The sequence below is a fragment of the Nocardia asiatica NBRC 100129 genome, from assembly GCF_000308415.1.
GTDB lineage: Bacteria > Actinomycetota > Actinomycetes > Mycobacteriales > Mycobacteriaceae > Nocardia > Nocardia asiatica.
In genome coordinates, this window is sequence record NZ_BAFS01000188.1 from 14,158 (window position 1) to 28,574 (window position 14,417).

The window sequence follows — 14,417 nt, forward strand, 5'->3', positions numbered from 1 at the left end:
CGACGACTCGCGGGGCCATCGGCGTTCAAGCGGCCAGCACGAATTCGGCGTAGCGGGCCACCGCCAGCACCAGGTCGTCCGAGTGGCGCGGGCCGACGATCTGCAGCCCGACCGGCAGGCCCGCCCGGGTCGTGCCCGCCGGGATGCTGATCGCGGGCTGCTGCGTGAGATTGAACGGATAGGTGAACGGCGTCCACTCCGGCCAGCTGCGCAGCCCGCTGCCCGGGGGCACGTCGTGGCCCGCTTCGAACGCGGGAATAGGCACCGTCGGAGTGATCAGGACGTCGTAATCAGTGTGAAAGGCGCCCATGGTGATGCCGATCTGCGCCGCCACGTTGCGCGCGGCCAGATAGTCGACGGCCGTGACGGTTTCACCGCGCTCCCATACCGCGCGCAGACCGGGGTCCACCCGGTCGCGGGTGCCCTCCGGGAAGCCGGACAGCATGGTGGCCGCGCCGGCCGCCCACAGCAGCTCGAACGCCTCGCGTGGATCCCCGAACCCGGGATCGGCGACGCCGACGCGGAGTTCGGCCTCGGCGAGGCGAGCCACCGCCGTCTCCACGATCGCCGCGACTTCGGGATCGACCGTGGCGTAACCCAGCGTCGGCGAGTACGCCACCCGCAATCCGCGCACCTCACGCTGCATCTCGGCACGGAACACGGTGAGCGTGGGGGCCAGTGCGGTCGGGTCGCGCGGGTCCGGCAGCGACAGGATGTCCATCAGCAGCGCCGCGTCCTCGACGGTGCGCGTCATCGGTCCCGCGTGCGCCAGCGGCCCGAACGGGCTGGCCGGGAACAGCGGAATCCGTCCGTAGGTGGGCTTGAACCCGACGATGCCGCAGAAGGCAGCGGGGATGCGCACGCTGCCGCCGCCGTCGGTGCCCACCGAGACCGGACCCATACCCCCCGCGACGGCCGCGGCGCTACCGCCCGACGAACCGCCCGCGGTGGTGGACGGATCGGCCGGATTGCGGGTGACACCCGCCAGCGGGCTGTCGGTGACCGCTTTCCACGCGATCTCCGGGGTCGTGGTCTTACCCAGGAACACCATGCCGTCCTCGCGCAGCCGGGCCGCCACGGGGCTGTCCACCGGCCACGGTCCGGCCGCGTCGATCGACGTGGAGCCGCGCCGGGTGGGCCAGCCCTCGGTGAGGAAGACGTCCTTGATCGAGATCGGCACCCCGTCGAGCAGGCCGCGGGCATGGCCGGATTGCCAGCGCGCCTCGGAATCCTTCGCCTGCACCAAGGCGCGATCCGGGTCGACGAGACAGAAGGCGTTGAGCGCGCCGTCGCGGTCGGCGATCGCGCGCAGGATCGCCTCGGTCGCCTCGACGGGCGACAAGGTGCCCGCCGCGTAGGCCGAGACCAGTTCTACCGCGGTCATCGCGGTCGGGTCGGTGGGTTGGTTCCTGTCGGGGTAGCTCATGGATGGGCTCCTTCAGCCGGGCACGTACCCCAGCCTTTTGTCGACCACGTTGTCCAGCGGACGTCCGGCGATCCAGTTGTCGAAGTTCTCGGTGAACGCGTTGACGATCTCGGTGCGCCATCCGATGAAGTCACCGGAGTTGTGCGGAGTGATCCGGACATTGGGCAGTTCCCACAGCGGGTGATCGGCGGGAAGCGGCTCGGGGTTCACCACATCGAGCGCCGCCGCGGCGATCGATCCGGTGCGCAGCGCGGCGACGAGGTCGTCGGTCACAACGAGTTCCCCACGGCCGACGTTGACAAACCTCGCGTGCGGCTTCATCGCGGCGAAGGCCGCGGCGTCGAACATGTTCCTGGTCTGCTCGGTGAGCGGGGCGATCGCGACGACGTAGTCGGCGCCGGCCAGTTCGGCGTGCAGGTCGGTGGCGACTTCCCCGAAATCGGGGTCGGACGCACGCTCTCGTCTGCCCACGGCGCGCACGCTCATTCCCACCGCGCGCAGCAACCGGGCGATGTGGCGGCCGATGGAGCCGGTGCCGACGATCAGCGCAGTGGCGCCCGCGACCCGTTCGGATTCCCGGTGCCGCCACTCGTGCCGCTGCTGCAGCAGCAGCGAGCCGGACAGGTCCTTGGCGAAACCGAGGATCTGCCCGAGCACGTATTCGGCGATCGCGGCGTCGAAGACGCCCCGGGTATTGGTCACGACGACGTCGCTGGCCCGCAATTCGGGGAACATCGCCGGGTCGACGCCCGTCGATCCCATGTGCACCCACCGCAAACGATCGGCGGCGTGCCAGGCGCCGGGCAACGCCCGTGTTCGGAAGTCGTAGACGAACAGGATCTCCGCCCCGCGCAGGGCCTCGGCCAGACCGGACGCTTCGGTGTACCGGATGGTGGCACGGTCTGCTATCCGGTCCATGCGCTCGGCGTCGGGCACACTGTCACTGTGCAGGACGGCGACAATCGGGCCCTCTTCCACATTGACACAGTAAGAGGACATCGTATGATTGTCAACAATCCGATCGTGTTCGGAGGTCGTCCCGGCTGAGCGCGAGAGGGGCCGTAGTGGATCTGAGCTTTCCCGACCTCGAGGGGCCCGTTGCCCAACGGGGCATCGGGATCATCGCACCGTTCGATCTCGCCCTCGAACGGGAGCTCTGGCGCTGGGCGCCGTTGGAGGTGAGCCTGCACCTGGCGCGCACTCCCTACGAGCCGGTCCCGGTGTCGCTGGAGATGGCCGAACTGGTCTCGGACGCCGCGCATCTCACCGCGGCCACCCGCAACGTGCTGCATGTCGAGCCCGAAGTGGTTGCCTACCTGTGCACCTCGGGCAGCTTCATCAAAGGCCTCGCCTACGAGAAGTCGCTACGCGACACCATCTGCCAGGCGGGGGCGCAGGACGCGGTCACCACCTCGGGGGCGCTGCTGGAAGCGATCCGCCATCTGAACCTCACGCGGGTCTCGGTACTCACTCCTTATGACGAGATCCTCACCCACCGGCTGCACGAGTTCCTCGCCGAAGCCGGGTGCTCGGTGGTGCGCTCCGACCATCTCGGGCTCGGCGGCGGCATCTGGAAGGTCAGCTATCGCACGATCGCCGAACGCATCCTCGCCGCCGACGATCCCACGGCCCAGGCCGTCTTCGTCAGCTGCACCAACCTGCCCACCTACGACGTCATCGAGCCGCTGGAGAACGCCCTGGGCAAACCGGTGCTCACCGCCAACCAGCTCACCATGTGGGCCTGTCTCGGCCGGATGAAGCTGCCGATGATGGGCCCGGGCAAGTGGCTACTCAACGTTTTCTGAAGGAAGAACATCGCATGCACGCACCCACCGTCGGCTTCATCTACCCCGACCACGCGGCGGAAGACGACTACCCGCTCGCGGCGGCGGCGCTCGGCGCGCGCCTTCCGGTAGCCCACATCTACGGCACCGATCTGCACGCCGTCCCGGAACTGCTCGAGCTGGGCAGCCCGGAGAAGTTGCGCCTCGGCGCTTCGCTGCTGGCCCGCCACCGCCCCGACGCGATCGTCTGGGCCTGCACCTCCGGCAGTTTCGTCTACGGTCCCGCGGGCGCCCGAGACCAGGCGCGCGCGCTGGCCGAGGTCGCCGGTGTGCCCGCGACCAGCACCAGCATCGCGTTCGCCGACGCCGTGCACGTGCTGGGGCTGCGCACCGTCGCCGTCGCCGCCAGCTATCCCGACGAGGTGGCCCGGCTGTTCGTGGACTTCCTCGCCGACGCGGGCATCGAGGTCGTCTCCATGTCCAGCGCGGGCATCGACACCGCCGCCGAGGTCGGCACCCTCAGCGCGAGCCGAGTGCTACGGCTGGCCGCGGACAACGACCACCCCGACGCGCAGGCGCTGCTCATCCCCGACACCGCGATGCACACCCTTGCAGTGCTGCCGGAGCTGGAAGCTACGCTGGGCAAACCGGTGCTCACAGCCAATCAGGTCACGATCTGGGCGGGCTTGCGACTGGCCGGCGCCGAGCCGGTCGTTCCCGGACTCGGCACCTTGTTCGCGGAAAGGCAGAGCGATGTCCGTCGTTGATTTCGAGCCGGTGAACCGGCAGTCGACCGCGGAGATGATCGCCGATCGGCTCCGCGAGGCGATCATGCGCGGCAGTCTCGCGCCGGGCTCACAGCTGGGCGAGGCCGACCTCGCCGCACGGTTCGCGGTCTCGCGCGGGCCGGTGCGCGAGGCGATGCAGCGCTTGGTGTCCGAGGGCCTGCTGCACAGCATCCGTCACCGCGGCATCTTCGTCATCGAACTGAGCCTCGACGACGTGGTCGACATCTACCGGGCCAGGACGGCGCTGGAGGGCGGCGCGCTGGAACTGATCCTGGACGGCCGCCGCCCCATCGCCTACGAGGCGCTCGCGCCCAGCGTGGAGGAGATGGTCGCCTGTGCCGGACGCGGTGACGCGGTAGGTGTCTCGGATGCCGACCAAGCCTTCCACGAGGCGCTGGTGGAGAGCGCGGCCAGCCCACGACTGGTCCGGGCGGCGCGCACGCTGCTGATCGAGACGCGCATGTGCTTGGGCGCTCTGCAGACCACCTATCCCGACCTGCGCGAACAGGCCCACGAACACGTGGAGCTGCGCGAAGCGATCGCCACCGCCGAGCCGGCGCGCGCCCGCGCCCTGCTCGCCGAGCACATGGACGACGCCGTGCAACGGCTCCGTCGCCAGATCGGCTCCTGAGCGCAGCGGCTACCGGGCGAGGAACTCCAGCAGCGCGCGGAACTCCGGCAGGCAGAGATAACCGTCGCCGTCCCGGTCGGCGGCCGCCAGCAGAACCTCCGCCGGTTCCTCGATCCGGCCCGCCCCACAGTGGCGGATCAGCGATTCGAGTTCTTCGACGGAGATGCGGCCGTCGCCATTGACGTCGAAGACTTTGAACGCGGCGTCGGCGTCGGTCACCTCGATGCGCCCGCCCGCCAGTGCCGCGTCGAATTCGGCTCGCGAGACCAGGAAGTCGCCGTCGGTGTCGGCGGCCGCGACGAGCCGTTCGACCGCCGCGTCGTCGACCTCCAGGCCGAGCGCCCGGATACCCGCCGTGATGTCCGCTACCGAGACGAGCCCGTCCCCGTCGCGGTCCCACAACCCGAACGTGTCCACCGGCCCATCGTTCATGCCCGCTACCTTCTCCGCCGCTACCGACCACGGCCGTCACGAACTGGTGTGGACGACCACCCCACACTGTACGGAACCCCTTGCGGGAGTAGCTGTCGACAGCATTCCGGCCCTGCCACGCAACGTGGCGCTCGGAACAGAACGGCAAACCGGCTTCCCGTTGACGACCTGCGCCACCGATTCCCCGAGCGCAGTCGAGAATTGAGCTGCGTGAACGGCGCCGGCGTTGAACAATAGGTGGACGACGCCGATCGGGCCGGAAATCGCAGAGAGACGGCAGCATCTCATGGGTGTGAAATGCCAAGGGCGCGCGGGATCGCGCATCGTCATCTTATTCATAGCGTTCGCCGCCGTCCTCGCTGCCCTCAGCGGTTGCGGTGACGAGGACACTCCATCCGACGAGGGCAGACGCGGCATACCCGAAGTCCGACCGACGGATGGGGTCTCCGGCAACCCAGGCGGTTCCGGAGACGGCGGCCGAGGAGCGAAGGGAATTCCGGTCGACATTGCCCAATTCGATTTCAGCACAGGCGATCCTGCCGACGAAGTGGTGCGCAACATACGGGCCCAGATGGCCGGGAACTGCGACAAGAAGAAGCTCCCCGTCGACTGCGTAACGGTCACGAAGAAGCCCAAGAATTCGGCGCCGACGCCCACCTGCACGTCCACCGAGGACGGGATACCGATCACCAAGGGGTACGAGTCCTTCGTGGGTGTCGACCCGCCACTGCCGTCGGCTGGTTTCCCGCCCGACGTCACCATCGACTCCGGTGGAGTCATCACCGTGTACACCAAGACGTGCGTGCCCAAGGACGACTCGGAAAACGGAGGTGGACAACCGAGCACCACCACGACGAAGCCCGTCACCACCACTGCGCCGCCGACGACTTCGAAGCGCGATGGCGGCTGACCCTGCGCCGCCGGACCGACCTCGGGAAGAGTCGTCCACCTTCGCCGATCTCTCCCACCTGGCGCAGCTTCTCGGCCAGTTCGTCGCCCCGGCCACACTACTGGCGGGCTTGCTGTTCTATTGGGGGTTCTTCCACGCCCGTGGATTCTGCGGATACTTCGGCATCGATTCCCAAGTACTGGGGTTCAGCACGACCGACTACGTCATGCGCAGCGCCGACGGTTTGTTCGTCCCATTGGCGATATGCGCCGTGGTCGCACTGGCCGTCACCTGGGGACGGGTGGCGATCCCGCCCGCCGTTCTGCACGGTTCCCCGCCCAGGTGGCTGCTGGTCGCCGCCGCGATCACCGGCGGGCTGCTGTTGCTCAACGGACTGTCCCAGCTCTGGTTCGACAACCCGTTGAACTGGACGATCGGCGTCGCGCCGTCCTGCTTGATCGTCGGACTGCTGCTGCTGTGGGGCGTCGTGCGCCTCCGCCGACGCCAGCTCGCCGTCTTCGCGACCGCACCGTCGACGACCACGCCACTGGAATGGGGCCTGGTCTTCCTGCTCGTCGCGGGCAGCTTCTTCTGGGCCGCCACCGACTACTCGCTCGCCGTGGGAATCGGCCGCGCCCAACGATACGAGGCCGAGACCCTGCGCACAGCCCCCGGGCTGACCATCTACGCCGAGAAAGCCCTCGATCTCAAAGCGCCCGGCGTCACGGAAACAGCCTGCACGCGAGCCGATTCGGTCTACCGCTACCGCTACGACGGGTTGGTCCTGATCATGATGGCCGGTGACAATCTGGTCACCGTCCCCAGAACCTGGTCTCGTGCGCAGGGGACCGCGATCGTGCTGGCGCGCAATGGCTCCGGCGCCATCAGACTGGAGTTCACCAGGCCCGTCACCGCGAAACCGGCGGCATGCTGAGCGCACGCGGCGGCACGGGAACGGTCCGCACGCGCGCGATCGCGCCGCGAGCAGGTACGCGGCAGAATCCGCCCCTACAAATTCGCCGGGCGTACGACCATGACCGACGCGGCTCGCTTGCCGCTTTCCTGGACCAGTGCGATCGCGCGGCCGTCCGGGTCGAGAGCGGCATAGACGCCGGCCATCCCGATGGGGTCGAGCCATCGGCCGTTGCGGAGGTCGTCGGCTTGTGCGGCGTCGATGTCGCGGTGCGGGAAGGCGGTGCGTACGGCTTGGTCCATGTCGAGACTCAGGAGCGGTGCGCCTGATTCCGCGGCGGCGGCCAGCTCGTCCAGGGTGCGGGCATGGTCGAGGGTGAACGGCCCGACTCTGGTGCGGCGCAGCGCGGTCAAGTGCCCGCCGACGCCGAGCGCGGCGCCCAGGTCCCGTGCGAGGGCACGCACATAGGTGCCCGAGGAGCATTCGACCACCACGTCCAGGTCCACGAAATCGCCGATGTCGCGACGGGCGAGCACGTCGAAGCGTGACACCGTGACGGGACGGGCGGCCAACTGCACGTCTTCGCCCGCGCGGTGGCGGGCGTAAGCGCGCTCACCCTGGACCTTGATCGCGCTCACGGTGGCCGGTATCTGATCGATGTTCCCGGTCAACGCAATCGTGCGCGTAACTATCTCGTCGTTGCCGAGGTGACCGGCCGGGGTGGTGGCGAGCACTTCGCCCTCGGCGTCGTCGGTGGTGGTCGCCTGTCCGAGCCGGATCGTCGCGGTGTACGCCTTGGTCGTCAAGGTGAGCAGGCCCAGTAACTTCGTCGCGCGTTCCACGCCGAGCACCAGCACCCCGGTCGCCATCGGGTCGAGCGTGCCCGCATGACCGATCTTCTTGGTGCGCAGCAGCTTCCGGCATTTCGCTACGACGTCGTGACTGGTCCAGCCGCCGGCCTTGTCGATGACGAGCAGCCCGCCGAGCGCGTCCATCAGACGTGCGCGATCGCGGTCAGGATGTACCCGTCGGTGATCAGCCAACGGCCGTCGAACGAGTGCAGCGGCGGTCCTCCGTCGGTGGTCTGCCCCGGCACCAGCAGCTCGGTGCGGAAGCTGCCGTGCCCCGAACCGGCCGAACTGTCGGCGATCTCGAAGGTGATGTGCGCTTCCTCGAAGCCCAGCCAGCGCACCGTCAGCGGGAACCACGCCTTGTAGGTGGCCTCTTTGGCGCAGAACAGCAAACGATCCAGGTGCAGTTCGGAATCGGTGTTCTTCAGCCAGTCGCGCTCCTGCGGCAGGCTGACCGAGTCCAGCACGCCGTCGGGCAGGGTGGCGTGCGGTTCGGCGTCGATGCCGATGGAACGGAATCGCAGCTTGTGGCCGAGGGCGGCGGCGCGGTAACCGTCGCAGTGGGTGAGGCTGCCGACGATCCCGCGCGGAAACACCGGAGCGCCGCGCTCGCCCTTGCCGATGGCGACCGGCGGCTCGCCGAGTTGCTCGAGCGCCAGCCGGGCACAGTGCCGCGCGCCGATGAAATCACGGCGCCGCTTCTCCACCGACTTGGCGATGAGATGCTCCTCCGCCGGATGCGGCCGCAGATCCTCCGGGTACGCCAGCAACTCGGCCGAGGCCACACCCGCTGGCAGAATGTTCTCGATCATCACCGATGAGCCTAGTCGAGCCCCACCGGGCGGGTTCGCAGCGCCATGAGCCGCCCGCGCCTTCGCTCGGCGAAGGCTGTGGTCGCCTCGGATACGCGCCGCGCGAACGGTCCGGTTACGCCAATCCGCGCCGCTGCTGCGCTTTGCTGCGCATTTCCGCGGCGGCGGCTTCCATCTCCGGGGTCAGCTGGAAGTGGCCACCCCATTTGTTCAGCGTGCCGGGCGGGTACTGCGGGGTGGGCAGGATCTGGCGCAACAATCGCTCGGGCAGGCCGCGGCGCTGCCATTCGCGCGGGTAGCCGAGCGAGACCTCCTCGAACCGGACGCCGTCGTAGTGCGAGGTGCGCGGGATGTGCAGGTGACCGTAGACCGAGCAGACCACGTTGTAGCGGGTGTGCCAGTCGGCGGTCAGCTCGGTGCCGCACCACAGCGCGAATTCCGGGTAGAACAGCACGTCGGTCGGCTGCCGGACCAGCGGAAAGTGATTGATCAGGACGACCGGGGTGCCGGGAGCGAGCGCGTCGAGCTTGCGCTTGGTCACTTGTACCCGGGCGTGACACCAGGCGTCCCTGGTCAGGTACGGCTCCGGCGAGAGCAGGAACTCGTCGGTGGCCACCACGTTGCGCTCCCGGGCGATCGCGAGACCCTCGGCCTTGGTGGTCGCGCCTTCCGGCAGGAACGAGTAGTCGTACAGCAGGAACATCGGCGCCAGCGTGACCGATCCGCCGTACTCCTCGGCGCCCGCGCCCTGCCAGACCGGAAAAGGGTCCTCCGGCGTGAGCACGTCCAGGTCACGGCACATCGATACCAAGTAGTCGTAGCGCGCCACGCCCGCCATCTGCACCGGATCCTTCGCCGTGGTCCACAGCTCGTGGTTGCCCGGCACCCAGATCACCGTGGCGAACCGGCTGCGCAGCAGTTGCAGCGCCCACCGGATGTCCTCGGTCTTCTCCCCCACGTCGCCGGCCACGATGAGCCAGTCCTCCGGCGAGTCCGCCCTGATCTGCTCGACGACCGGCCGATTCCCCTGGTGCCCGACATGGATGTCGCTCACCGCCATTAACTTGGGTATCACCACACCTACCTTGGCACATCCGTTCGGATTCGCACGCACCGGCCGAGCCGGGTGTCGGTCACCTCGGCACTTCGGCGCCGACCAGGGCCCACCGGCCCGACAGCGCCCGCCATGCGACGGCCAGCAGCCGCAACATCATGAACGCGGCGAGGCCGGACCAGATTCCGGCGACGCCCCAATCGAAGGCCAGCGACAGCCAGATGGCGGGCAGGAAGCCGAGCAATGCCGCACCTAGTGTGGTGGTGCGTAGATACGCCGCGTCGCCCGCGCCGAGCAGAACGCCGTCGAGAGCGAAGACGATGCCCGCCACCGGAATGAGCGCCACGAAGAACCACCACACCACGTGAGCGCGCTCCAGCACCGCCGGGTCGTCGGTGAACAGCGCCGGGATCGCCACCGCCCCGGCCGCGAAGCAGGCGGCCAAGCCGAGGCTGAAGATCTCCGACCAGCGGGTGACCCGCCGCGCGATGGCACGGGCGCCGGTGGCGTCGCCCGCCCCCAGCGCGGCGCCGGTAAGGGTCTGCGCGGCGATGGCCAGCGCGTCCAACGCCAGCGCCAGGAAGTTCCACAGTTGCAGCACCAACTGGTGGGCCGCCACGGACGCGGCGCCGAATCGCGCGGCGACCGCCGCCGCAGAGACGAAGCACGCCTGGAAAGCGAAGCTGCGGGCGATGAGATCGCGTCCGAGCACGAGCTGGGCACGCATGACCGGCCACCGCGGTGCGAGCGGAACCCGTTCGCGAACCAACGCGTACAGGAACAGCAACGCGGTGACGACCTGACCCGCGACGTTCGACACGGCGGAGCCCGGCAGGCCCAGGCGCGGGGCACCGAGCAGTCCGTGCACCAGTGCCGGGCACAGGATGCCCGACACCGCCAGCCCGGCCACCACGTAGACCAGCGGTCTACGGGTCTCCTGCACGCCGCGCATCCAGCCGTTGCCCGCCATGGAGATCAGGATCAACGGCACGCCGAACAGCGCGATCCGCACCCACGCCAGCGCTTCCGCGGCGATATCGCCGCCGCCCGCGATCGCGCTGGTCACCGGCACCGCGAATGCCTGCGTCAGCAGCAGGATCGCGGCGCCGACGGCGATCGCGATCCAGGTGGCCTGCACGCCTTCGGCGACGGCTCCCCGATGGTCACCCGCGCCGTGGCGACGCGCCGCGCGCGCGGTGGTGCCGTAGGACAGGAAGGTCAGCTGCGAACTGGTCTGGGCCAGGATCAGCCCGCCGACCGCGAGGCCGGCCAGCGCGAGCGCACCGAGCCTGCCGACCACGGCCAGATCGAACAGCAGGTAGATCGGCTCGGCGACCAGCACGCCGAGGGTGGGCAACGCGAGGCCGAGAATGCGCATCGGCCCCGCCGCGGCGGCACGACCCGACTCCGCCCCGTCTGCGGGCAGGACCGGGGCACCGACTTCCGCGCCACTGGAACCCTGCGCGTTCACCTACACCTCCCCCCGCGCGTCCGCCATCGTTCTCCCACCTTCGCACTGCCCACCGACAAACACGGCTGAGTGCGGCTGCGGTGAATGTTCACTGCCGCAGCACGCGGCTCGGGTCGCGCGGGCGTCGCGGCAAGGGTTCCGGATCGGCAGGGCGACGCCGATGACCAACGGCCCGGCGACCGCGCGCGACCCGGCCCGGTCACGTGTGTGAAAGGGCAAGTGGGAGAACTCGCCGCCACAGAGCTCGCACGCGAGTTGCCCCGGAACGAGGCAGGCGACCGTGTGCGCCGCACCCGAAGAGATCCCCTCGGCAGAGACCGTCGAGCGCCGAGGCAGCGTTCGGCCTGCGATTGCCTTGCGGTCCAGTGGATCCAACCCCTGTCTCGCCGTTCCCTACGGTCGAGGTCGAGCGTCCGGAAGCAGCGGGCGCACCGCCGTGGCTTTGGGCCCCCCGACTCGGGCACGAGCGGATCTCATGGCAGGACCCGAAAGCGGCGCGGGACACCGCTTTCGTCGAAGCCGACCCCGAAACCACCACCGGTACAACAACCACCCTCACCCGAGCGCGGCCAGCAGCGCGCCGACCAGATCGTCGGGCGTGCCGTAGGCGGTGTATCCGGCGGCGAAACGGTGACCGCCGCCGCCCAACGCCGCCGCCACCTCCGCGACGTCCACCCCGTCGTCCGCGCACGCCCCGCTGTCGCGCGAGCGCAGCGACACCGTCCACCGGTCGGGTACGACGCGGGATTGCTTGAACACCGCGGCGACTCCCGCTTCGGCGGTCGTGCGCACGATATCGATCACGCTCTCGACTTCCTCCGACCGCACGTCATCGATATCGTCGCGACGCACGAACGCGTACACCAAGCCCACCCCGCCGCGCACGTCCGGGACGAGCTGCGCCGTCCCGAGCACCCGCGACAGCATGGGCAGCCACCCGAACGGGTGCGTGTCCATCAGCGTGCGCGCGATCTCCGCGCCGTCGATCCCGGTGGCCAGCAACCGCTCCGCCAGTTCGTGCGTACCCGGCCGCACCCACCGGAACGAGCCGGTGTCGGTGACCAGACCGGCGTAGAGGCAATGCGCCACGTCCGCGTCGATCGGCACGCCCCAGGCGTCGAGCAGCCGCGCGACCAGGCTGGTGGTGGACTCGGCGACGGGATCGATCACGTTGATCGCGCCGAAACGGGTGTTGGATCGATGGTGATCGATCACCAGTGTCGTTGCCGCGCCGGGCAATCGGTCGGCGAGCGCGCCCAGCCGGCCCGCGCTGCCGCAGTCGACCGCGACGAGCAGGTCGACCTCGGCGCGCACCGCGGCTGGCGCCACCAGATGCCGCACGCCCGGCAGCGACCGCATCGACGCGGGCAATTCCGCCGGTTCGGCGAACGACACCTGCACCGGGATCCCGCGCCGGTGCAAGACCAGCGCCAGCGCGAGACCGCTTCCCACCGTGTCCGCATCCGGCTGCACATGGCAGACGATCGTCACCGAGCGCGCGGCGTCCAGCGCCGCCACGGCCGTATCGAGGTCGGCCGTTTCCCGCATCGTCGTCATCGACTACCGCATGTCACTCGTCGGCGTCGCGTTCGACCTTGTAGGGGTCGGCTTCGCCCGCGTGCCTGGCCGTCGCGGCCACCTTGGCGACCTCGTCGTCGGCGGCACGCGCCCTGGCGAGCAGTTCCTCCATCTGCCGGGCCGCGTCGGGCACCCGGTCCAGCACGAATGCCAGCGTGGGTGTGAACTTCACCCCGGTTCCCGCGCCCACCTTGGAGCGCAGCACGCCCTTGGCCTTCTCCAGACCGGCCGCCGCGCCCTCGTAATCCGGTTCGGCGTCGAGGGTTTCGCCCATCACGGTGTAGTACACCGTCGCCTCGCGGAGATCGCCGGTGACCTTGGCGTCGGTGACGGTCACGAAACGCAGCCGCGGATCCTTGACCTCGTATTCGATCGCGGTCGCGACGATCGAGGAAATCCGCTTGGCGAGTCGGCGTGCCCTGGCTTGATCCACCATGGCCGTTTCCTCCTCACTACTAACTCTGTCGATGGCGGGCGGAGCGTGGACCGGTGTGGTCCACGCTCCGTCCTCCGCGCCGTCGCTGGGCCGCCTCAGTCCTCGGGGCCGAAGATTCGGCGGCGCACCGCCAGCAACTGTAACTCCGGACGGGCCGCGACGTGCCGTTCACAGCGGTCCAGCACCTCGGTCAGATGTTCCATGCCGGCACTGACCATGGCCACGCCCAGGAGCGAGCGACGGTATAGATCGTGTTCCCCACCTTCGGCCGCACTCACACCGAAACGCTGCAATTCGGCCAGAATCGGCCGAATCACCGAACGCTTCTGTTTCAGCGAGTGCACGTCGCCGAGCAGCAGGTCGAACTCCAGTGCACCCAGGTACACACACCCTCCAGTGTCGGGACGACCGAGCCGGACGCCGCGCACTGCGCGCGGCGTCCGGATGCGCATCGGTCTGTCAGTCGCGCGGCTTCTCGCGCAGCTCGTAGGCCTCGATGATGTCGCCCTCCTTGATATCGGAGTAGGTGACCGTCATACCGCATTCGTAGCCGTCGCGGACCTCGGTGACGTCGTCCTTCTCCCGGCGCAGCGACGAGATCGTCATCGTCTCGGCGATCACCACGTTGTCCCGGAGCAGGCGCGCCTTGGCGTTGCGCTTGACCGAACCCGACGTGACCATGCAACCGGCGATATTGCCGATCTTCGACGAACGGAAGATCGCCCTGATCTCGGCGCGGCCCAGCTCGACCTCTTCGTAGATCGGCTTGAGCATGCCCTTGAGGGCCTTCTCGATCTCGTCGATGGCCTGGTAGATCACCGAGTAGTACCGGATGTCGACGCCCTCGCGGTTGGCCAACTCGGTCGCCTTGCCCTCGGCACGGACGTTGAAGCCGATGATGATCGCGTTCGACGCCGAAGCCAGGTTGACGTTGGTCTCGGTGACCCCACCGACGCCGCGGTCGATCACCCGCAGGCGCACCTCGTCGCCCACCTGGATCCCGAGCAGCGCCTCTTCGAGAGCCTCGACCGTACCCGAGTTGTCGCCCTTGAGGATCAGGTTCAGCTCGCTGGTCTCCTTCAGCGCGGCATCCAGATCTTCCAGGCTGATCCGCTTGCGGCTGCGTGCGGCCAGCGCGTTGCGCTTGCGCGCGTTGCGCCGGTCGGCGATCTGCCGGGCGATCCGGTCCTCGTCGACCACCAGCAGGTTGTCACCGGCGCCCGGCACCGACGTGAAGCCGACGACCTGGACCGGCCGCGACGGCAACGCCGCCTCGACGTCCTCGCCGTGCTCGTCGACCATTCGGCGCACCCGGCCGTAGGCGTCGCCCGCCACGATCGAGTCGCCGACCC

The 14,417-nt window shown here is 69.1% G+C and carries 16 protein-coding genes; 5 read left to right on the plus strand and 11 right to left on the minus strand.

What is annotated here, in order from left to right; all coding sequences use genetic code 11:
* Positions 1-25: 25 nt before the first annotated feature.
* Positions 26-1,426: an amidase gene (locus ON27_RS18140; RefSeq protein WP_083887649.1), complete on the minus strand. Its 1,401-nt coding sequence runs from the start codon at positions 1,424-1,426 to the stop codon at positions 26-28.
* A 12-nt stretch (positions 1,427-1,438) separates the two neighbouring features.
* Positions 1,439-2,404, minus strand: a complete 966-nt coding sequence (locus ON27_RS18145) for a D-2-hydroxyacid dehydrogenase (protein WP_174377856.1) — start codon at positions 2,402-2,404, stop codon at positions 1,439-1,441.
* Between the two features lie 86 nt (positions 2,405-2,490).
* Here ON27_RS18145 and ON27_RS18150 point away from each other — a divergent pair, with 86 nt between their 5' ends.
* Genes ON27_RS18150 through ON27_RS18160 form a run of 3 tightly spaced genes read left to right on the plus strand, consistent with a single transcriptional unit; the run spans position 2,491 to position 4,629 of the window.
* A complete protein-coding gene (locus tag ON27_RS18150; RefSeq protein WP_043728473.1) occupies positions 2,491-3,231 on the plus strand; it encodes a maleate cis-trans isomerase family protein in 741 nt (246 codons plus the stop codon).
* A 14-nt stretch (positions 3,232-3,245) separates the two neighbouring features.
* Positions 3,246-3,977: a maleate cis-trans isomerase family protein gene (locus tag ON27_RS18155; protein ID WP_043728477.1), complete on the plus strand. Its 732-nt coding sequence runs from the start codon at positions 3,246-3,248 to the stop codon at positions 3,975-3,977.
* A complete protein-coding gene (locus tag ON27_RS18160; RefSeq protein WP_043728479.1) occupies positions 3,964-4,629 on the plus strand; it encodes a GntR family transcriptional regulator in 666 nt (221 codons plus the stop codon). Before ON27_RS18155 ends, ON27_RS18160 begins: the two co-directional genes overlap by 14 nt.
* Before the next feature lie 9 nt (positions 4,630-4,638).
* Here ON27_RS18160 and ON27_RS41315 read toward each other — a convergent pair whose 3' ends face one another.
* Positions 4,639-5,061 carry an EF-hand domain-containing protein gene (locus ON27_RS41315; RefSeq protein WP_051046734.1) on the minus strand — a complete coding sequence of 141 codons (423 nt, stop codon included), beginning with the start codon at positions 5,059-5,061 and terminating at the stop codon, positions 4,639-4,641.
* Between the two features lie 286 nt (positions 5,062-5,347).
* Here ON27_RS41315 and ON27_RS18170 point away from each other — a divergent pair, with 286 nt between their 5' ends.
* Complete coding sequence (locus ON27_RS18170; RefSeq protein ID WP_043728481.1) at positions 5,348-5,971, plus strand: hypothetical protein; 624 nt, start codon at positions 5,348-5,350, stop codon at positions 5,969-5,971.
* Positions 5,961-6,884, plus strand: coding sequence for a hypothetical protein (locus ON27_RS18175; protein ID WP_043728483.1), 924 nt, complete (start codon positions 5,961-5,963; stop codon positions 6,882-6,884). The genes ON27_RS18170 and ON27_RS18175 overlap by 11 nt, the downstream gene beginning before the upstream one ends.
* 74 nt (positions 6,885-6,958) lie before the next feature.
* Here ON27_RS18175 and truB read toward each other — a convergent pair whose 3' ends face one another.
* From truB to ON27_RS18215, 8 genes are all read right to left on the minus strand, one after another.
* Positions 6,959-7,858: a tRNA pseudouridine(55) synthase TruB gene (truB, locus tag ON27_RS18180; protein ID WP_043728485.1), complete on the minus strand. Its 900-nt coding sequence runs from the start codon at positions 7,856-7,858 to the stop codon at positions 6,959-6,961.
* Complete coding sequence (gene npt, locus ON27_RS18185; RefSeq protein WP_043728488.1) at positions 7,858-8,526, minus strand: 4'-phosphopantetheinyl transferase Npt; 669 nt, start codon at positions 8,524-8,526, stop codon at positions 7,858-7,860. Before npt ends, truB begins: the two co-directional genes overlap by 1 nt.
* 115 nt (positions 8,527-8,641) lie before the next feature.
* Entirely contained in the window at positions 8,642-9,601 is a 960-nt protein-coding gene (locus tag ON27_RS18190) for a metallophosphoesterase family protein (protein WP_086007506.1), read from the minus strand.
* Positions 9,602-9,659: 58 nt separating this feature from the next.
* The gene (locus tag ON27_RS18195; RefSeq protein ID WP_051046737.1) at positions 9,660-10,958 is read right to left on the minus strand and encodes an MATE family efflux transporter; all 1,299 of its coding nucleotides are present in this window, start codon (positions 10,956-10,958) and stop codon (positions 9,660-9,662) included.
* 648 nt (positions 10,959-11,606) lie between these two features.
* Positions 11,607-12,608 carry a DHH family phosphoesterase gene (locus ON27_RS18200; protein ID WP_043728495.1) on the minus strand — a complete coding sequence of 334 codons (1,002 nt, stop codon included), beginning with the start codon at positions 12,606-12,608 and terminating at the stop codon, positions 11,607-11,609.
* Between the two features lie 13 nt (positions 12,609-12,621).
* Positions 12,622-13,065: a 30S ribosome-binding factor RbfA gene (gene rbfA, locus ON27_RS18205; protein WP_043728499.1), complete on the minus strand. Its 444-nt coding sequence runs from the start codon at positions 13,063-13,065 to the stop codon at positions 12,622-12,624.
* A 95-nt stretch (positions 13,066-13,160) separates the two neighbouring features.
* The gene (locus tag ON27_RS18210; RefSeq protein ID WP_043728501.1) at positions 13,161-13,451 is read right to left on the minus strand and encodes a DUF503 domain-containing protein; all 291 of its coding nucleotides are present in this window, start codon (positions 13,449-13,451) and stop codon (positions 13,161-13,163) included.
* Positions 13,452-13,524: 73 nt separating this feature from the next.
* On the minus strand, positions 13,525-14,417 hold an 893-nt coding region (locus ON27_RS18215; RefSeq protein ID WP_043728504.1), incomplete at its 5' end, for a translation initiation factor IF-2.